Raw genomic sequence first — 19866 nt, 5'->3', positions numbered from 1 at the left:
TGATGACACGAACAGCTAGTTTGGAAAGAAATACGAAAGAAACGCAAATACAGCTTGCTTTTACAATAGATGGAGAAGGAGCGGCAAAGCTTGAGACGCCTGTTCCGTTTATGACTCATATGCTGGACCTTTTTACAAAGCATGGCCAGTTTAATTTGGACTTGCAGGCAACTGGGGATGTGGATATCGATGATCACCACACAACAGAGGATATCGGAATTTGCCTTGGTCAGGCGTTAAAAGATGCACTTGGGGATAAAGTGGGGATAAAACGATACGGAAACGCGTTTGTGCCAATGGATGAGGCGCTTGCACAAGTGGTCGTAGATCTGAGCAACCGTCCGCATCTTGAAATAAAAGCGGAATTCCCAAGCCAGAAGGTCGGCACGTTTGATACCGAGCTTGTTCATGAATTTTTATGGAAGCTTGCTTTAGAGGCGCGTATGAACCTTCATGTGATTGTGCATTACGGAACGAATACGCATCACATTATTGAGGCGATATTTAAGGCGCTTGGCCGTGCACTGGACGAAGCAACCACTATTGATCCGAGAGTTAAAGGGGTACCATCGACGAAGGGAATGTTATAGAAGATGATTGGCATCATTGATTATGGAATGGGGAATTTATATAGCGTCAGCAAGGCATTGGAACGGATGGATGTTGAGTATGTCATCTCTAATGACCGGGATGTGCTGTTTGAAGCGGAAGGACTTATCCTCCCGGGTGTCGGCTCGTTCCGTGACGCCATGTCCATTTTACAGGAAACAGGCCTTGATTCATTTATAAAAGAGGAAGTGGCACGGGGGAAAAAAATGCTTGGAATCTGCCTTGGCATGCAGTTGTTGTTTGAGGAAAGTGAAGAAAACGGCGTAACAGAAGGATTGTCTCTTTTAAAAGGCAAGGTCGAACGCTTTCCTGGAGTTACAGGGGAAGGTGCATCGTACAAGGTCCCACATATGGGATGGAACAAGCTTGAATTTCAACAGGCATCTCCGCTTTTAGAAGGTGTGACAGAGGATTATGTTTACTTTGTACATTCCTACTATGTAAAAGATTTTGCTGAAGCGGAGCTATTGGCAAGCAGTACATATGATGTGCAGGTGCCGGCTGTGGTGGGACGCGGGAATGTGTTTGGAACACAGTTTCACCCGGAAAAAAGCAGCAATGTCGGCTTGGCGATTTTGAAAAACTTTGTAAACCTTGTGAAGGAAGAGGAGCGATAATATGAGTTTTACCATTTATCCGGCTATCGATATGCGCGGAGGAAAATGTGTTCGTCTGCTGCAGGGCGATTATAGTAAGGAAACGGTATACGGTGACTCCCCGTTTGATATGGCGAAAACGTTTGTGGAGCAAGGGGCGGAGTGGATTCATATGGTGGATCTTGATGGAGCCAAGGCTGGCTCACCAGTCAATGACAGTTTTGTGCTACAGGTAGCAAGCGAGCTGCCGGCGAAAGTCCAGATTGGCGGGGGAATCCGTACTGCAGAGGACGTGGAGCGCTACTTGGAAAACGGTGTAGACCGAGTGATTTTAGGAAGTGCTGCGATAAATGATCCGGGTTTTGTGAAGGCGATGCTTGCGAAATATGGTGCTAAAATTGCCATTGGACTGGATGCCAAGGATGGATATGTGGCAACAGAAGGTTGGGTGGAAACATCGACTGTGAAAGCTACCGTGCTTGGAAAACAGCTGGCGGATGCAGGAGCGGAAACATTCATTTTCACAGACATCGCAACAGACGGCATGCTATCGGGACCGAATGTTGATGCAACGGTTGAACTTGCTCGTGTGACTGGTGCTTCTGTTATTGCTTCTGGAGGAGTGAGCTCTGTGGATGATTTGTTGGCACTTCGTGAATTTGCCGACGATGGGGTGACAGGTTCCATTGTTGGAAAAGCCATCTACACGGAAAAAATCAATCTCGCTCGTGCATTGGAAGAGGTGAAATAAATGCTAACGAAACGAATCATTCCTTGTCTGGATGTAAAAGAAGGACGGGTTGTGAAGGGGGTTCAGTTTGTCGAGCTCCGAGATGCAGGTGACCCGGTCGAGCTTGCTGCCTGTTATGATGAAGAAGGTGCAGATGAACTGGTGTTCCTTGATATTTCTGCCTCCCATGAAGGACGTGAAACGATGGTGGATGTTGTTGAACAGGTTGCTGCAAAATTAGCGATTCCATTCACAGTCGGCGGCGGCATCAACTCTATTGATGACATGAAGAGGTTGTTGCGTGCAGGTGCGGATAAGGTTTCATTGAATACGGCGGCTTTGCTCAATCCTTACTTGATCCAGGCAGGTGCGGATTACTTTGGCTCGCAATGCATCGTTGTCGCGATTGACGCTAAGTATGACGAGAGCCTCGGTTCTTGGAGAGTGTATACGCATGGCGGACGCAGGGAAACCGATTGGGAAGTGGTGAAATGGGCACAAGAAGCTGTCAAATTGGGAGCCGGAGAAATTTTGCTGACAAGCATGGACAGTGATGGAGAGAAAAAAGGCTTCAACCTTGCTTTGACTAAGGCGGTAAGTTCGGCTGTCTCGGTTCCTGTCATCGCCTCTGGTGGAGCTGGCGAAGCTTCTCATTTTCTGGATGCGTTTGAAGAAGGAGCTGCTGATGCAGCATTAGCAGCCTCCATTTTTCACTACAAAGAAACGAGTGTAAAAGAAGTGAAAAGCTATTTAAAAGAGAAAGGGGTGCAGGTTCGATGATCAATTTAGAAGCGGTGAAGTTTGATGAAAAAGGGCTTGTCCCAGCGATTGTGCAGGATGTTTCTACGAAGGAAGTGCTGACACTGGCATATATGAACGGAGAGTCACTCGTGAAAACGGTCGAGACTCGGGAGACATGGTTTTGGAGCCGTTCCCGTGCGGAGCTTTGGCATAAGGGGGCGACTTCCGGTAATACGCAGCGTGTGGTAGAAATGCGTTATGACTGTGATCAGGATGCGGTGCTCGTGTTGGTGGAGCCGAATGGTCCGGCATGTCATACGGGTGAGAAGACTTGTTTTCATGAAGTGGTGTTGGGGACGGAATCTGATGTGGCTGGTCAAGTCGGTGCCTCGGCTTCAGAGACAACGGCAATTTTATCACGCTTAGAGTCTGTCATATCCTCCCGTGCTGTGGATAAGCCAGCGGGATCTTATACAACTTATCTTTTTGAAGAAGGTGTGGATAAGATTCTGAAGAAAGTGGGCGAGGAAGCGGCAGAAGTAATTATTGCGGCGAAAAACCGTGACCGCGCAGAGCTCACTTGGGAGGTTGCCGATCTCTTTTTCCATGTGATGGTGTTATTGCGTGAGCAAGAAGTGAGTTTGGATGAAGTGTTGGCGGTATTAGAGGAGCGGCATACGAAAAAGCCGTCTGATGAACAGGGAAAATAACGATGTTTCAGCACTTTTCTAGTTTAAAACTAGGAAAGTGTTTTTTATTTGCAAATAAAGCACACCTCAAAATTTCCCACCTATTCTTTCCAACCTCTCTTATGTTATACTACGAACGGTAAGTAAGTTTGTATGGAGGCTATAATGGGAAAAAATCCGAATGTGAAACAAGTTGCGAAGATCATCCCATTTGCGCAGAATGGCGATTATTTTTTTCAAAAAGGAATCCGTGCTTATCGGAAGCGGGATTTATATAAGGCAAGAAAATGGCTCCAACGTGCGGAGGCCATGAAACCTAGTGATGCATCTATTATGTGTCAGTTGGCGATTGTCCTTACCGAACTTGGTGACTATCAGCGTTCTAATGAACTTTTAGAAGATATTATAGAAGATTTGGCACCGGACATGCATGATTGTCATTATTTTTTGGCCAACAACTATGCCTACTTGGGATTGTTTCAAGAGGCTAGAAAGCATGCCGAAGAATATTTGACGATGGAGCCGGACGGGGAATTTGTCGAGGACACCGAGGATTTGATTGATCTTTTGGAAATAGAGGCAGATGAAGCGGAAGATTATGTGGATGGTCAGGACCACCTTATTGTGATGCAGGAAAATGCAAGAGGCCTGCTTGAAAAAGGGGAACTGGATGAAGCGTTGGCGCTGCTCGAAGAGATTATCGAGGAGTATCCACAATTCTGGTCGGCATATAATAATCTCGCATTAGCCTATTTCTACAAAGGGAACTTAACAGAAGCCCGGGATGTCTTGGAAGAAGTTCTGGAAAAGAACCCAGGTAATCTGCATGCGCTTTGTAACTTGCTCGTGTTCTTCCATTATGAAAATAATGTGAAGGAAATGAACGAACTGGCAAACCGCCTTGAGAAGGTCACACCTATTTTGGTGGAACACCGTTATAAACTTGGAGCGACTTTCGGGTTGATTGGTCGACACGAGTTGTCCTACAAGTGGCTGCGTTCTTTGCAGAAAAATGGTTTCCAAGGGGACGGGACGTTCTATTTCTGGTTGGCAAATGCAGCCTATCAAACAGAGCGTTTCACTGTTGCTGAACAGGCATGGTCAAAAGTGCTTGAAATGAATCCTGAAAAGGCAGGAACAGAGCCTTGGAATCATGTAGAAGATAAAACGGTGGAGGAAGAAGAAGCAGAACAGCTTTTTCATATTTTCCAATCAAGTACTTCAAGCAAGACCACGATTAAAAATGTTCTGGAACAATCCTTTGTCACGGCGACTGTCCGTGAATTTGCCATGTTTGCCTTATTGAATAGAAAAGATGTGCCTGTAAATGTTGTGAATGGGTATGAAATTGCGTCATTATTAAATACAAAACAAGCCGATATGATTGTAAAAGAATGGTTTGATTTATATGCTCGAGCATTAAAACAAGCTGTCACTTTTACGAACGCACCAGCATGGGCAGCCGCATTTGCCTATGTCTGGAGCAAAGGAAACGGCTATGCTGTGACACAGAAAGAATTGGTGGAAACATATGAAGTTTCCGCAAGCACGTTAAGAAAATATATTAAAAAAGTAGAAGATCTACTTTCTTAAAAACCGGGCTGAGATGGTGCTCGGTTTTTTTGCTGTTTTCCCATGAGCAAAAAATTGGACGGACAACCGCCATGTTATATAGGATAGTAACTGGGAATACTTTTAAAGGTATTCTGTAAATATATATCTAAAATTGGATGAAAATAGGGTTATCATAAAAAGCAACAATTGAGTTAAAGGAGTGGGCAACATGACAGAAGAAAAAATTTATGATGTGATTATTATCGGAGCTGGACCTGCGGGAATGACATCTGCAGTTTACACATCTCGTGCAAATTTGAGCACGTTGATGATTGAACGCGGAATGCCTGGCGGGCAGATGGCAAATACAGAGGAAGTTGAAAACTACCCTGGATTTGACCATATTTTAGGCCCTGAGCTTTCCACTAAAATGTTCGAGCATGCGAAGAAATTCGGTGCAGAATATGCATATGGTGACGTTAAAGAAGTAATCGATGGAAAAGAATATAAAACAGTGAACGCAGGAAGCAAGTCTTACAAAGGTCGCACGGTTATCATTTCAAGTGGAGCTGAATACAAAAAAATCGGCGTACCTGGTGAAAAAGAGCTTGGCGGACGTGGGGTTTCCTACTGTGCAGTATGTGACGGAGCGTTTTTCAAAAATAAAGAATTAGTTGTTGTTGGTGGAGGGGACTCTGCTGTAGAAGAGGGTGTTTACCTGACTCGCTTTGCATCCAAAGTGACGATTGTTCACCGTCGCGATGAGCTTCGTGCGCAAAAGATCCTTCAGCAACGTGCATTTGACAACGACAAAATTGACTTCATCTGGAGCAACACCGTTAAAGAAATTAACGAAAAAGACGGCAAGGTTGGCAGTGTGACACTTGTCAGCACAAAAGATGGCGAAGAGCAAGAATTCAAGACAGACGGCGTTTTCATCTATGTAGGAATGCTTCCACTAACGAAGCCGTTCTTAAACCTTGGGATCACAAACGACATGGGGTACATTGAAACAAACGAACGCATGGAAACAAAAGTCCCTGGTATTTTTGCAGCGGGAGATATTCGCGAGAAAACTCTACGCCAAATTGTTACGGCAACAGGTGACGGAAGCATCGCTGCTCAAAGTGCTCAACATTATATAGAAGAACTTGTTGAGGAGTTAAAAGCGAACGCAGCAAAATAATGGGCTAAAGGATAGGGATGCTAGGTATGTCGAACTATAAAGGGGATTGTCGAAATCTTCCTTTAACCAAAACGTAACTGCGCCTTAACGCATCTGTAACAGCTTTGAAACAATAATCGGTTATTATATAAATAGTAATTGACCCCCTTTTATAAATATAGTGGATGACACGGGTTCCCTTTTTCCCGTGTCCTTTTTTTATGTCTTTTTTTCGTGTGGAATGCTGTATGCCCTTGTCTATACACCCGAAGCTGATGCATTTTAAGTGGAAAGGTCATATAGAGACGTTCTATACGCCCGAAGCGAGTGGTTTTCAAGTCAAAAGGTCAAATAGAAGCGTTCTATACGCCCGAAGGAAGTGGTATTCAGGCAGAAAGGTCAAATAGAAGCGTTCTATACGCCCGAAGCAAGTGATTTTCAAGTGGAAAGGTCAAATAGAAGCGTTCTATACGCCCGAAGCAAGTGGATTTTAAGAAGAAAGGTCATATAGAGACGTTCTATACGCCCGAAGCGAGGGATTTTTAATTCGAAAAGTCAGATAGATTCGCTCTATACGCCCCAAGCAAGTGATCTCCAAGCGGAAAAGTACTATAGAACCGAATTCCCCAATAAGGGCCCCCTCACAAACCACCACCCATTACAGCTTGTTTACTATACCCAAGAGAGCTATGATATACTTAAAAAGTAAAGCGTTTACAAGTGACTATTCCCAAACTGGAATCGATACCTGTAAGAAATCCTGACACAGAGTTCGCTATTTTGTAGAACTTTACTGTGTCTTATTCAATGCTTTTGCTGTAAAATAAAAAATGATACACTTGGCTAGTTTTAATTTTTACGCCGTTGTTGATTTCCGCAAACAGCATTAGAGATATAAAATTCAATCAGCCAAGCTCAAAAGGGGTTGTAACCATGCAAAGAGTAACAAATTGTGTGCTAGTGAAAGATGACCAAGTGCTACTATTGCAAAAGCCGCGTCGTGGATGGTGGGTTGCACCTGGTGGAAAAATGGAGCACGGAGAATCAGTTAAAGATACGGTCGTGCGCGAATATCGTGAAGAAACTGGCATTTACTTAAAAAATCCTGCCCTAAAGGGTGTTTTTACATTTGTGATAAAAGAAGGCAAGGATATCGTATCCGAATGGATGATGTTCACATTCCTTGCAACGGAGTATGACGGACAAAATGTGAAAGAATCGGAAGAAGGAAAAATCGAGTGGCATAAGCAGGAAGATATCGCAAAGCTTCCAATGGCACCTGGCGATTTTCATATTCTTGATTACCTTATTAAAGGATCTGGCATGATTTTTGGAACGTTTACCTATACGCCGGATTTTGAACTATTGTCCTACCGTCTTGATCCGAACTGATTAGACAATAAAGGGAGTGGAAGAAACATGAGTACAGGTACGAGCAGTGATGTAGAATTAGTTATTATCACTGGAATGAGTGGAGCCGGGAAAACAGTGGCCATTCAGAGTTTAGAGGATCTCGGATTTTTCTGTGTCGATAATTTGCCGCCGACTTTACTACCAAAGTTTTTGGAGCTGATGGAGGAGTCAGGCAATAAGATGAATAAAGTGGCGTTGGTAATGGATTTACGCGGCCGTGAATTTTTTGACAGCCTGTTTGAAGCGCTAGATGATATTTCGGAATTATCATGGGTGACACCGCAAATTTTATTCCTTGATGCCAAGGATTCTGTTCTAGTGACACGTTATAAAGAAACAAGAAGATCGCATCCATTGGCAAAATCAGGCTTGCCGCTTGAAGGGATCGAACATGAACGCGAGTTGTTAGAAGAGCTGAAAGGCCGTGCCCAACTGATTTTGGACACTTCCAACTTAAAGCCACGTGAACTTAGAGAGAAAATCCTCAAACAATTTGCCACACACTCCAAACAGACTTTTAAATTGAATGTCGTTTCCTTCGGTTTTAAATATGGACTTCCTATAGATGCAGATCTTGTGTTTGATGTACGCTTTTTACCAAATCCTCATTATATTGACCATATGAGACCGATGACGGGGCTTGATGAAGAGGTTTCTTCCTATGTGTTGAAGTGGACAGAAACACAGAAATTTATAGAAAAGCTTACGGATTTGTTGACTTTCATGCTTCCTTACTACAAGCGGGAAGGAAAGAGCCAGCTGGTCCTTGCAATCGGATGTACGGGAGGGCAGCACCGTTCTGTAACCTTGGCAGAGTATTTTGCCAAGCATTTCAAGGATGAGTATGATACACTCCTAACACACCGAGATATTGAGAAACGGAAGGGTAAACACTGATGAGACGTCAAAAAGTACCTAAAATCGTCATCATAGGAGGAGGAACCGGACTGCCTGTTTTACTCCGTGGCCTCAAGCACTATGATGTGGATATTACCGCGGTTGTGACAGTTGCCGATGACGGTGGGAGCTCAGGCAGATTGCGCGATGAACTTCATATTCCACCGCCTGGAGATGTCAGAAACGTGCTTGCCGCCTTATCAGATGTGGAGCCGTTGATTGAGGATCTCTTCCAGCATCGTTTTGCAACAGGCAACGGACTTTCAGGGCATTCACTCGGTAACTTGCTCTTAGCAGCGATGACGACCATCACAGGTGACTTTGTCCATGCCATTCGTGAGATGAGCAAAGTGTTGAACGTTCGAGGCAAAGTTCTTCCTGCCGCCAACCAAAGTGTTATTTTACATGCGGAAATGGAAGATGGATCGATTGTTACGGGTGAATCTAAGATCCCGGCAAACGGGCAGAAAATAAAGCGCGTGTTCCTAACCCCGGATAAAGTGGAGCCTTTGCAAGAGTCAGTGGAAGAGATAGAAAGGGCAGATCTAATCATTGTCGGCCCTGGAAGTCTTTATACCAGCATCCTGCCAAACCTTCTTGTTCCGAAAATAGGAGAAGCTGTGTGTAACGCGCACGCCAAAAAAGTGTATATATGTAATGTCATGACGCAAGCCGGTGAAACGCTCGAATACACGGCAAGTGATCATGTTAAGGCACTCTATGACCATTTGGGCTGCCGTTTCATGGATACCATTCTTGTAAATGAAGAAGGAATTCCTGATGAAATAGCCCTTCGCTATAAAAAAGAATATGCAACTCCTGTTGTATATGATATTGCCGCCTTGTCTAATTTAGGACTTGAAATCGTCCATGATAAAATCATCCGATACGAAGATGGAGTGATACGTCATGACACCCAAAAGGTAGCGGCGCTATTGTACTCCATGATAAAATTGGACGAAAATTAGGATGCAAACGGAATCATTGCTGGTGGTAAGGGGATAAGGTTTCATCACCTCGCAGACACCAAGTACTTTCACAATGGAGGTGAAAACAATGTCCTACGCTTCTGAAACAAAAAAAGAATTAACCACCATTGAAACAAAAGACTGTTGCGTCAAGGCTGAACTTGCAGCGCTGATCCGTATGAACGGCTCTCTATCCTTTTCTAATCGCAAACTGATTTTGGATATACAAACGGAAAATGCCGCAATTGCCCGCCGAATCTACACGTTAACAAAAAGGATTTATGATGTGCGTGTCGAATTGCTTGTACGAAAGAAGATGAGACTAAAGAAGAATAACGTCTATATCGTTCGTTATGCCGAGCAGGCGCACTATATTTTGGATCAGTTGAAGATCTTAAAGGATGGATTCACGTTCGTTCGTGATATTTCCGAAGACCTGATCAGCAAAAAATGCTGCAAGCGATCTTATTTACGAGGAGCATTCCTGGCTGGAGGATCTGTAAACAATCCAGAAACGTCTTCCTATCATCTTGAAATCTTTTCGCTCTACCATGAACACAACGAATCTTTGTGTGAACTGATGAATATGTTTCACTTAAACAGTAAAACATTGGAGCGGAAAAAGGGCTATATCACATACCTGAAAGAGGCCGAAAAGATTGCTGAATTCTTAAGCATCATCGGGGCCCATCAGGCACTGCTGAAGTTTGAGGACATCCGGATTGTGCGTGATATGCGTAACTCGGTCAATCGCCTTGTGAACTGTGAAACTGCCAACCTCAATAAAACGATTGGTGCTGCGATTCGCCAGGTGGAAAATATTCGCTTTATCGATAGTACGGTCGGGCTTGGTATTTTGCCTGACAAACTGCGTGAAATCGCAGAACTGCGCGTCACCTACCAAGATGTAACGTTGAAAGAACTTGGTGAAATGGTGTCGAGCGGGACAATCAGCAAATCCGGAATCAATCACCGACTACGAAAAATAGATGAAATTGCCGATAAACTACGTGCAGGGGAATCTGTTAAATAAAACTGGAGCGGGTCACCTCCATTTGAGCTGACTCCGCCCAGCAACAATACATTAATATAGAGGAGGAATAGAAATGGTACAAAAACAAGTAGATGTTCGTTTAAAAACTGGCTTGCAAGCTCGCCCGGCAGCACTTTTCGTACAGGAAGCCAACCGCTTCTCAAGTGAGGTTTTCTTAGAAAAGGACGGGAAAAAGGTAAATGCGAAAAGTATCATGGGCTTGATGAGCTTAGCCATCAGCACTGGAGCGACGATCACATTGATTGCTGACGGTCATGATGAAGAGGATGCAATCGCTGCGTTAGCAGAGTACGTACAACAAGAGAACTAAAAAACCGGGTCTCCCCTTAATGGGAAGCCCGGTTTTGTTTTTAGTTATTGTTGTTTCTTATTACTTTGTCGATAAGTCCGTATTCAAGTGCGCGGTCAGCTGTCATGAAGTTGTCGCGGTCTGTGTCGCGGGAAATCACTTCGATTGGCTGGCCAGTTTGCTCGGATAAGATTGTGTTAAGTTTTTCGCGTAGGAACAAGATGCGTTTTGCAGCAATCTCGATTTCCGTTGCTTGACCTTGTGCTCCACCAAGTGGTTGGTGAATCATGACTTCACTGTTAGGTAGCGCGAAACGCTTGCCTTTCGCACCAGCTGCAAGCAAGAACGCTCCCATGGAAGCCGCCATACCAACGCACATTGTGCTAACATTCGGCTTAATGAAGTTCATTGTATCGTAGATTGCCATACCAGCTGTGATGGATCCACCTGGGCTGTTGATGTAAAGAGAGATATCTTTATCAGGATCTTCCGCTGCCAAGAATAAAAGCTGAGACACGATGGAGTTGGCCACATTGTCATCAATCGCACTTCCAAGCATGATGATACGGTCTTTTAATAAACGGGAGTAAATATCGTACGCGCGCTCCCCACGGCTTGTTTGTTCAATAACTGTAGGAATTAAGTTCATCTCACTTTTCCTCCTTAAAATTTAAGTTTCTATCGACATAGGCTCCTATGTAAAAATGGGAAAACCTTCAGCGAGCCTATACCAATTAGTAAGTATTACTAAATCTTTATGTACTTTTATCATACATACAAGGTCAAGAATGGTCAAATAAAAACCATCGCAAATACCCCCATTTTTCCCCATGTAATAATCATATCCAGTATGGGGTGGGATTAAACTTCAAAGGGGGATACAGAACGCTTGATAGAACAAATTTATTGAAATTTAATTTCCCTACCGAAGCGACTTCTTATTGCCCGAGTCTCGACAATTAGTGTATAATTTGATATATTAGTAAAGTTCCATTTGCAGCGTGCGCTCGTAGCTCAGGGGATAGAGCGGTGGTTTCCGGTACCGCGTCATGCGGGGGTTCGAATCCCTCCGAGCGCGCCATTACTAATTTGGAAAAACTTACGTTTGATACATAAACAGCAACCATGCTATAGTATTTCTTGTAACGGACAAGCGCCGTTATCTCATATTATCTACTCACCCAGTGTCGGCACACTGGGTTTTTATTTTGCCTTTTTTCTCATATACATAGAATATATGCCCCCTTCAGGAAGATTTTTAAAGCTTACAAGTTCCCGAAAGTCATGTAAAATAGGGGTAGAGACCGGATTTGAGAGTCGCCGGAGGAGGGTTGGATGTATGAAGCAGTCAGTTGGTTTGTATCAGGAGCAGTCGTTGAGGCTTGCGATGACGCAGGAGTTGAAGCAGGCTATTACACTTTTGCAGTATTCGACATTGGAGCTTGTGGATTTCCTGAAGGAGCAATCGCTCGAGAACCCGCTTATGGATTTGAAAGAACCTACCATCCATAGGGAACTTGCTTCTTCTCGTGTGCAACGCTTGAAACCTAAGAAAATTGGAACGACCACTACACAGACCTTTTCCATTGAAAATTTCAGTAAACATGGAGAAACGTTACATCAATATATCGAACAACAATTGCTCGACACGAACATGACAAACGAAGAAAAACAACTAGCAAAGCGCATCATCGAGCATATGGACGAAAATGGCTATATACAAGAAGAGCCAATTGCGATGGCTGAACAGCTCAAAACAACACCAGATACCGTCACAAAAGTCCTAAATACCATTAAACAGTTGGAACCTGCAGGAATAGGAGCATGCAACCTCCAAGAATGCCTTCTGCTTCAACTAAAAAGAAAATCACCCCGAAACGAAGTGGCAGAAGCTATTCTAGAAAATGATTTCATCCTCTTTGCAGAAAGAGCGTGGAAATTACTCGCAAAGAAATATGAGATCAACCTAAAAGAGATTCAGACGATTCACGACGAAATTGTCAAACTGAACCCTCGACCGGGAAACAGATATGAAACAATAGAAAAACCGAAATATATCACCCCGGACTTAATCGTCCAAAGACACCAAAACCATTTTATCGTGTCATTAAACGAAGAAATCATCCCGCAAATTAAGATAAATAAGCAGTATGAGTCAGCACTTAAAAGTAAAAACGAACTGGAATCCTACTTGCAGGAAAAGCTTCAGCAATGTCAGTGGATTGTGAAATCAATGGAGCATCGCAAACACACGCTTGTTAAAGTGATGGAGGAAATTCTCCGTGCCCAGCAATCTTTCTTTCTCAACGGACCTTCATTTTTGAAACCGTTAACATTAAAGGATATCTCCACCATGCTTGAAATTCATGAATCCACGGTTAGCCGTGCCACAAAAGAGAAATATGTTCAGACGCCGTATGGACTTTTTGAACTGAAATATTTCTTCAGTCAAGGCCTCTCTGGCAGCCATGATGAAGAGAAATCAACCAAGCAGGTGCAGCAGCTGGTGGAAGAACTCATTAAAAAAGAAGACAAACAGAAGCCTTTATCAGATCAACAGCTGACAAACATCCTGCAAAAGCAGTATCATATAACCATCTCCAGAAGAACCGTTGCAAAATACAGAGATCTATTGAACATCCCGGGGTCTTCGATGAGAAAAAGGTATGATTAGAAAGGCAGATGCAAAATGAACATACAATTTTACACAAAAGTCGATTGTCCACTTTGTGACAAAGCAAAAGCAAAACTGAAAGAGCTGCAATCCGAACTGACTTTTACCATAGAGGAATTTGATATTTATAAAGATGACACGCTGTTAGAAAAATATCAGTTGATGATTCCGGTAGTGGAGCATGAGGGAGAAATGCTTGCTTATGGTCAAGTGAACAAAGAAGAGGTAAGAAAGCGTTTACTTAAAAAAATCCGCTAAACCCTAGTTGCATAAGGGTTTCACCTTTGTTACAATCAACTTGTAGCAAGGGTGATTTTTTTTACCGCTACTGGGACATAATATGTCACAGTGGGACATTTAAGGTCCAGCAACAGACGTGCATTTGTCCATCAGGTAAAATACACACTCTGAAGGGGAAGCTATAATGAATCAAATTATTGAAGTACAAAAGAAATTGTTGCCTGATCTTCTTTCCATTATGCAGAAGCGATACGAGATCTTGAGATACATAAGGTTGATGCAGCCGATTGGAAGAAGAAGCTTGTCAGGCAGTCTAGGTTTGAGTGAGCGGGTGCTGAGAGGGGAAGTTGATTTCCTTAAAGCGCAGAACCTGATTCATGTCAGTGTTGCCGGCATGACATTGACGAAAGAAGGGGAATACCTCATTAAGGACCTGGAAGAGGTTATGAAAGAAGTTTCCGGTTTAAAGCAACTAGAAGCGGGAATAGAAGAAAAGTTAGGGATTACAAAAGTTGTCGTGGTTCCGGGTGACAGTGACCAATCCCCTTGGGTGAAAAAAGAACTCGGTCGTGCATGTGCATCCGCAATGCGAGAACGATTCCATGACGAAAATGTCATTGCCGTAGCTGGCGGAACGACTGTTTCCTCCGTAGCGGAAATGATGACACCCGACACGAAAAACCGTAATCTGCTGTTTGTCCCTGCTCGAGGCGGACTTGGGGAAAAGGTGCAAAACCAGTCGAACACCATTTGTGCCACCATGGCAGAAAAGGCATCTGGCGACTACAGGCTCTTGCATATCCCGGATTCGCTGAGTCATGAATCCTACCAGTCCATGATTGAGGAACCTTCTATAAAAGAAGTAATTTCCCTCATCAAAAATTCTAGTATGGTTATTCATGGAATTGGAGACGCTAAAACAATGGCAGAGCGCCGTAAAACAGCGCCGGAAAATATGCGCAAGATCGAACAAAGCCATGCGGTAGCTGAAGCTTTCGGGTACTATTTCAACGAAGCCGGAGAAGTGGTGCATAAAGTTCAGACAGTTGGAATGCAACTCGCAGATTTGGAAAAGATAGAATGTGTGATTGCAGTAGCCGGCGGCGCCTCAAAGGCAAAAGCGATTCAAGCGTATCTAAAAAAAGCTCCCCAAACGATTCTTATAACGGATGAAGGAGCAGCAAAAAAGTTAATTAGGGAGTAACATCCCTTCTAATAAAAATTTCTTAGAAAAACTAAGGAGGAAATTAACATGGCAGTAAAGATTGGTATTAACGGATTTGGACGTATTGGACGTAACGTATTCCGCGCAGCATTAAATAACTCTGAGGTAGAAGTAGTAGCAGTTAACGACTTAACAGACGCTAACATGCTTGCACACCTTTTAAAATATGACAGCGTACACGGCAAATTAGCTGCTGACGTGAAAGTTGACGGAGACAACCTGGTTGTTGACGGCAAAACAATCAAAGTTACAGCTGAGCGCGACCCAGCGAAATTATCTTGGGGTGAGCTTGGAGTAGAAGTAGTAGTCGAATCTACTGGTTTCTTCACAAAGCGTGCAGACGCTGCGAAACACTTAGAAGCTGGAGCGAAGAAAGTAATCATCTCCGCACCTGCATCTGATGAAGATATCACAATCGTAATGGGTGTTAACGAAGACAAGTACGATGCAGCTAACCACAACGTTATCTCTAACGCATCTTGTACGACTAACTGCTTGGCGCCATTCGCGAAAGTATTGAACGACAAGTTCGGTATCAAACGCGGAATGATGACAACTGTTCACTCTTACACAAATGACCAACAAATCTTAGACTTGCCACACAAAGACTACCGTCGTGCGCGTGCTGCAGCTGAGAACATCATTCCTACAACTACTGGAGCTGCAAAAGCAGTATCTCTAGTATTACCTGAACTAAAAGGTAAATTGAACGGTGGAGCTATGCGTGTTCCAACTCCAAACGTTTCTCTAGTTGACCTTGTAGCTGAACTTGACAAGGACGTAACAGCTGAAGAAGTAAACGCAGCGTTCAAAGCAGCAGCTGAAGGTGAATTAAAAGGAATCCTTGGTTATTCTGAAGAGCCACTAGTATCTGGTGACTACAACGGTAACCCTGAGTCTTCTACAATCGACGCATTATCTACAATGGTAATGGAAGGCAACATGGTTAAAGTAATCTCTTGGTACGACAACGAGAGCGGATACTCTCACCGTGTAGTAGACCTAGCGAAATACATCGCTGCTAAAGGACTATAATTTTTCATAGCAATAGATATTGCTTGGATAAACCTTATCAGCATTCTATAATAAGACATGTGAAGTAGAGGGGGATTGGGGAACACACCCCTCCCTCTTTTCATGTTGTCAAAAACAAATTTCCTTTAAAGGGAGGCCGTTCAAGATGAACAAGAAAAGTATTCGTGACATCGACGTCAAAGGCAAACGCGTATTTTGCCGTGTGGACTTTAACGTACCGATGAAGGACGGACAAGTAACAGACGAAACGCGTATCCGTGCAGCATTGCCAACAATCAAGCACCTAGTGGATAACGGCGCGAAAGTCTTGCTTGCAAGCCACTTAGGACGTCCAAAAGGGCAAGTAGTCGAAGAGCTTCGCTTAAACGCGGTTGCAGCCCGTCTACAAGAGCTTCTTGGAAAAGATGTAAAAAAAGCGGATGAAGCTTACGGAGATTCCGTTAAAGCCATCGTAAACGACATGAGCGAGGGAGACGTTCTATTATTAGAAAACGTTCGTTTCTACCCTGGTGAAGAGAAAAACGATCCAGAACTTGCAAAGGCGTTTGCTGAGCTTGCAGATGTGTATGTAAATGACGCATTCGGCGCTGCTCACCGTGCACATGCTTCCACAGAAGGTATTGCCCAGCACTTACCGGCAGTTGCAGGCCTCTTAATGGAAAAAGAATTAGAAGTATTAGGAAAAGCCCTTTCCAACCCTGAGCGTCCTTTCACGGCGATCATTGGTGGAGCAAAGGTTAAAGATAAAATCGGTGTAATCGAAAATCTTCTAAATAAAGTGGACAACCTGATCATCGGCGGTGGACTCGCTTACACGTTCATCAAAGCAAAAGGCTACGATGTTGGAAAATCCTTATTGGAAGAAGACAAAATCGACCTTGCTAAATCCTTCATGGAGCAAGCAAAAGAAAAAGGCGTGAACATGTACATGCCTGTGGATGTTGTTGTTGCAGATGATTTCTCTAACGACGCAAACACAAAAATCGTACCTATTGAAGAAATTCCAAGCGATTGGGAAGGCCTTGATTGCGGACCTAAATCCCGTGAAATCTACGCGGATGTAATCAAAAACTCCAAACTTGTCATCTGGAATGGACCAATGGGAGTATTTGAACTTGATGCATTTGCTGGCGGAACGAAAGCAGTAGGTGAAGCCCTAGCAGAAGCTACCGATACATACTCTGTCATTGGTGGAGGAGACTCTGCGGCTGCTGTTGAAAAATTCAACCTCGCAGACAAAATGAGCCATATCTCAACTGGTGGAGGCGCATCCCTAGAATTCATGGAAGGCAAAGAACTTCCAGGAGTAGTAGCGCTGAACGATAAGTAATTTTTTGTAACATAAAGTTTCTAGCTGGTGATTGGAGCAAAAGGCGGAGACTCCTGAGGGAGATAGCGCTAGGTGGAGACCCCACAGGCGAAGCCGAGGAGGCTCCAGCAGCACCCATAGGAAAGCGAAGTCATTTGCGGAAATCAACAGCGGTGTAACAGAAACTTTATAACCCCAACCCCGAAAGGATGGATACCATGCGTAAACCAATTATTGCTGGTAACTGGAAAATGCACAAAACACTCTCCGAAGCAACAAGCTTCGTAGAAGAAGTAAAAGGACTAGTCCCTACTGCTGACAAAATCGACGCAGTAGTATGTGCACCAGCTCTTTTCCTAGAGCGACTTGTTTCTAACGTAGAAGGCCGCGACCTTAAAATCGGTGCCCAAAACATGCACTTCGAAGACAGCGGAGCATTCACAGGCGAAGTCAGCCCTGTTGCACTAAAAGACATCGGTGTATCTTACGTTGTTCTTGGTCACTCCGAGCGTCGTGAAATGTTTGCAGAAACAGACGAAACAGTAAACAAGAAAACTCTTGCAGCATTCAAACACGGATTAACTCCAATCGTATGCTGCGGTGAAACACTTGAAGAGCGCGAGTCAGGTAAAACAAACGACATCGTTGGCAACCAAGTGAAGAAAGCTCTAACAGGCTTAACTGCTGATCAAGTAAAAACTACTGTTGTTGCTTACGAGCCAATCTGGGCAATCGGAACTGGCAAATCTTCCACAGCAGAAGATGCAAACGAAGTATGTGCACACATCCGCAGCGTTATCGCTTCTGAGTTCGATCAAGCGGCAGCTGATGCAGTACGCATCCAGTACGGCGGATCTGTAAAACCTGGAAACATTGCAGACTACATGGCTCAATCTGATATCGATGGAGCACTTGTAGGCGGAGCAAGCCTTGAGCACCAATCTTTCTTACAGCTTTTGGAGGCAGGTAAGAATGACTAAGAAACCAGTAGCTTTAATCATCTTAGATGGTTTTGCGATGCGCGGTGAAACAACCGGAAACGCGGTGGCGCAAGCAAACAAACCTAATTTTGATAAATTTTGGAGCACATACCCGCACGCGCAGTTGACTGCAAGCGGGGAAGCGGTAGGACTTCCGGAAGGGCAAATGGGTAACTCTGAAGTTGGCCATTTAAACATTGGAGCCGGTCGTATTGTGTATCAAAGTTTGACACGTGTGAATGTGGCTATCCGCGAAGGGGACTTTTATGAAAATGAAACGTTCCTGAATGCCATCAAACATGCAAAAGAAAAAGGAACCAACCTTCATCTGTTCGGCTTGCTTTCAAATGGAGGCGTTCATAGTCACATCCAGCATCTATTCGCTCTCCTAAAGCTTGCGAAAAGAGAAGGCTTGGATCGCGTTTATATTCATGGATTCCTTGATGGTCGCGATGTTGCACCTAAATCTGCTCCAGAGTTCATTGAGCAATTGAACGAGCAGCTTCTAGACCTTGGAGTAGGCGAGATTGCAACTATTTCTGGCCGCTATTATTCCATGGACCGTGACAAGCGTTGGGATCGTGTAGAGAAGTCTTACCGTGCAATGGTGTACGGCGAAGGCCCTACTTACAACGACGCGATGGAATGTATCAACGACTCCTATAACAACGGAATCTTTGACGAGTTCGTCATTCCATCTGTTATGACAAAAGAAGATGGCAGCCCTGTTGCAACCATTCAGGACGAAGACGCAGTTATTTTCTATAACTTCCGTCCGGACCGTGCCATCCAAATATCTAATACATTCACCAATTCTGACTTCCGCGCATTTGAACGTGGGCCAAAGCACCCGAACAACCTTCAGTTCGTATGTTTAACTCACTTCAGTGAAACGGTCGATGGATATGTAGCATTCAAACCAGTTGGAATGGACAATACTTTGGGCGAAGTGTTATCCCAAAATGGCTTGAACCAGCTTCGTATCGCAGAAACGGAAAAATACCCGCATGTTACGTTCTTTATGAGCGGCGGACGTGAGGATGCTTACCCTGGAGAAGAACGAATCCTGATTGATTCTCCAAAGGTGGCAACTTATGACTTACAACCAGAAATGAGTGCTTACGAAGTAACGGATGCACTTTTAGCTGAAATAGAAGCCGATAAACATGACGCTATCATCCTGAACTTCGCAAACCCTGATATGGTCGGGCATTCCGGAATGCTTGAGCCAACAATCAAGGCAGTGGAAGTGACAGATGAGTGCCTAGGGAAGGTAGTCAACGCCATCTTAGAAAAAGACGGTGTTGCCATCATCACAGCAGACCACGGGAACGCTGACGAAGTCGTCACGACAGAAGGTAACCCAATGACTGCCCACACAACCAACCCGGTACCAGTCATCGTCACGAAAAACGGCGTACAACTCCGCGACGGCGGAATCCTTGGTGACCTAGCCCCAACTGTGCTAGACTTACTAGGGGTGGACAAACCATCCGAAATGACAGGTAGTTCATTGATTAAAAAGTAATAGCTGATTTCTAGCTTTTGATTGAAGTGCAAGGTGTGAGACTCCAGCGGGGGGATAACGGTAGCTTGAGACCCCACAGGCGCAGCCGAGGAGGCTCAAGCACCGTCCTGCGGAAAGCGAACACCTGAAACGCAAATCAAAAGCGGAGTAAACGCAATAAAAATAAAAAC

At 44.2% G+C, this 19866-nt stretch carries 20 protein-coding genes and 1 tRNA gene; 20 read left to right on the top strand and 1 reads right to left on the bottom strand.

The window, feature by feature from the left end; translation table 11 throughout:
* Positions 1 to 2: 2 nt before the first annotated feature.
* The 12 genes from hisB to K7887_RS19260 all read left to right on the top strand — a co-directional run bounded on the left by hisB (position 3) and on the right by K7887_RS19260 (position 10726).
* Entirely contained in the window at positions 3 to 590 is a 588-nt protein-coding gene (gene hisB / locus K7887_RS19315; RefSeq protein WP_223491236.1) for an imidazoleglycerol-phosphate dehydratase HisB, read from the top strand.
* 3 nt (positions 591 to 593) lie between these two features.
* The gene (hisH, locus tag K7887_RS19310; protein WP_223491235.1) at positions 594 to 1226 is read left to right on the top strand and encodes an imidazole glycerol phosphate synthase subunit HisH; all 633 of its coding nucleotides are present in this window, start codon (positions 594 to 596) and stop codon (positions 1224 to 1226) included.
* 1 nt (position 1227) lies between these two features.
* The gene (gene hisA / locus K7887_RS19305) at positions 1228 to 1956 is read left to right on the top strand and encodes a 1-(5-phosphoribosyl)-5-[(5-phosphoribosylamino)methylideneamino]imidazole-4-carboxamide isomerase (protein ID WP_223491234.1); all 729 of its coding nucleotides are present in this window, start codon (positions 1228 to 1230) and stop codon (positions 1954 to 1956) included.
* The gene (gene hisF, locus K7887_RS19300) at positions 1957 to 2715 is read left to right on the top strand and encodes an imidazole glycerol phosphate synthase subunit HisF (RefSeq protein WP_223491233.1); all 759 of its coding nucleotides are present in this window, start codon (positions 1957 to 1959) and stop codon (positions 2713 to 2715) included.
* On the top strand, positions 2712 to 3386 hold the full coding sequence (gene hisIE, locus K7887_RS19295) for a bifunctional phosphoribosyl-AMP cyclohydrolase/phosphoribosyl-ATP diphosphatase HisIE (RefSeq protein WP_399208755.1): 675 nt from the start codon (positions 2712 to 2714) through the stop codon (positions 3384 to 3386). Before hisF ends, hisIE begins: the two co-directional genes overlap by 4 nt.
* 144 nt (positions 3387 to 3530) lie before the next feature.
* Complete coding sequence (locus K7887_RS19290; RefSeq protein ID WP_223491232.1) at positions 3531 to 4958, top strand: tetratricopeptide repeat protein; 1428 nt, start codon at positions 3531 to 3533, stop codon at positions 4956 to 4958.
* Positions 4959 to 5148: 190 nt separating this feature from the next.
* Positions 5149 to 6105: a thioredoxin-disulfide reductase gene (trxB, locus tag K7887_RS19285; RefSeq protein WP_223491231.1), complete on the top strand. Its 957-nt coding sequence runs from the start codon at positions 5149 to 5151 to the stop codon at positions 6103 to 6105.
* A 912-nt stretch (positions 6106 to 7017) separates the two neighbouring features.
* Positions 7018 to 7476: an 8-oxo-dGTP diphosphatase gene (locus K7887_RS19280; protein WP_223491230.1), complete on the top strand. Its 459-nt coding sequence runs from the start codon at positions 7018 to 7020 to the stop codon at positions 7474 to 7476.
* Positions 7477 to 7503: 27 nt separating this feature from the next.
* On the top strand, positions 7504 to 8394 hold the full coding sequence (gene rapZ / locus K7887_RS19275; protein ID WP_148979173.1) for an RNase adapter RapZ: 891 nt from the start codon (positions 7504 to 7506) through the stop codon (positions 8392 to 8394).
* Positions 8394 to 9362 carry a gluconeogenesis factor YvcK family protein gene (locus K7887_RS19270; protein ID WP_223491229.1) on the top strand — a complete coding sequence of 323 codons (969 nt, stop codon included), beginning with the start codon at positions 8394 to 8396 and terminating at the stop codon, positions 9360 to 9362. The genes rapZ and K7887_RS19270 overlap by 1 nt, the downstream gene beginning before the upstream one ends.
* Positions 9363 to 9450: 88 nt before the next feature.
* Positions 9451 to 10395 (top strand): DNA-binding protein WhiA, encoded by a 945-nt coding sequence (gene whiA / locus K7887_RS19265; RefSeq protein WP_223491228.1) that lies wholly within the window; start codon positions 9451 to 9453, stop codon positions 10393 to 10395.
* Between the two features lie 73 nt (positions 10396 to 10468).
* Positions 10469 to 10726, top strand: a complete 258-nt coding sequence (locus K7887_RS19260) for an HPr family phosphocarrier protein (protein ID WP_168862689.1) — start codon at positions 10469 to 10471, stop codon at positions 10724 to 10726.
* Positions 10727 to 10766: 40 nt separating this feature from the next.
* On the opposite strand, the gene clpP is transcribed toward K7887_RS19260, so the two are convergent.
* Positions 10767 to 11354, bottom strand: coding sequence for an ATP-dependent Clp endopeptidase proteolytic subunit ClpP (gene clpP, locus K7887_RS19255; RefSeq protein ID WP_223491227.1), 588 nt, complete (start codon positions 11352 to 11354; stop codon positions 10767 to 10769).
* 354 nt (positions 11355 to 11708) lie between these two features.
* Here clpP and K7887_RS19250 point away from each other — a divergent pair.
* From K7887_RS19250 to gpmI, 8 genes are all read left to right on the top strand, one after another.
* A tRNA-Arg gene (locus tag K7887_RS19250) sits at positions 11709 to 11786 on the top strand.
* A gap of 258 nt (positions 11787 to 12044) precedes the next feature.
* The gene (gene rpoN / locus K7887_RS19245; protein WP_223491226.1) at positions 12045 to 13379 is read left to right on the top strand and encodes an RNA polymerase factor sigma-54; all 1335 of its coding nucleotides are present in this window, start codon (positions 12045 to 12047) and stop codon (positions 13377 to 13379) included.
* Between the two features lie 15 nt (positions 13380 to 13394).
* Positions 13395 to 13637 (top strand): glutaredoxin family protein, encoded by a 243-nt coding sequence (locus tag K7887_RS19240; RefSeq protein WP_223491225.1) that lies wholly within the window; start codon positions 13395 to 13397, stop codon positions 13635 to 13637.
* Between the two features lie 166 nt (positions 13638 to 13803).
* The gene (locus K7887_RS19235) at positions 13804 to 14823 is read left to right on the top strand and encodes a sugar-binding transcriptional regulator (protein ID WP_223491224.1); all 1020 of its coding nucleotides are present in this window, start codon (positions 13804 to 13806) and stop codon (positions 14821 to 14823) included.
* A 48-nt stretch (positions 14824 to 14871) separates the two neighbouring features.
* Positions 14872 to 15879 (top strand): type I glyceraldehyde-3-phosphate dehydrogenase, encoded by a 1008-nt coding sequence (gene gap, locus K7887_RS19230; protein WP_223491223.1) that lies wholly within the window; start codon positions 14872 to 14874, stop codon positions 15877 to 15879.
* Positions 15880 to 16024: 145 nt separating this feature from the next.
* Entirely contained in the window at positions 16025 to 17209 is a 1185-nt protein-coding gene (locus tag K7887_RS19225; protein WP_223491222.1) for a phosphoglycerate kinase, read from the top strand.
* Positions 17210 to 17406: 197 nt separating this feature from the next.
* Positions 17407 to 18168 carry a triose-phosphate isomerase gene (gene tpiA, locus K7887_RS19220; RefSeq protein WP_223491221.1) on the top strand — a complete coding sequence of 254 codons (762 nt, stop codon included), beginning with the start codon at positions 17407 to 17409 and terminating at the stop codon, positions 18166 to 18168.
* The gene (gene gpmI / locus K7887_RS19215; protein WP_223491220.1) at positions 18161 to 19696 is read left to right on the top strand and encodes a 2,3-bisphosphoglycerate-independent phosphoglycerate mutase; all 1536 of its coding nucleotides are present in this window, start codon (positions 18161 to 18163) and stop codon (positions 19694 to 19696) included. The genes tpiA and gpmI overlap by 8 nt, the downstream gene beginning before the upstream one ends.
* Positions 19697 to 19866 lie beyond the last annotated feature (170 nt).

Origin of the sequence: Sutcliffiella horikoshii, assembly GCF_019931755.1 — a bacterium.
GTDB classification, from domain to species: domain Bacteria; phylum Bacillota; class Bacilli; order Bacillales; family Bacillaceae_I; genus Sutcliffiella_A; species Sutcliffiella_A horikoshii_E.
Note: the sequence above shows the minus strand (reverse complement) of the source record. Positions and strands in the feature narration are given on the sequence as shown.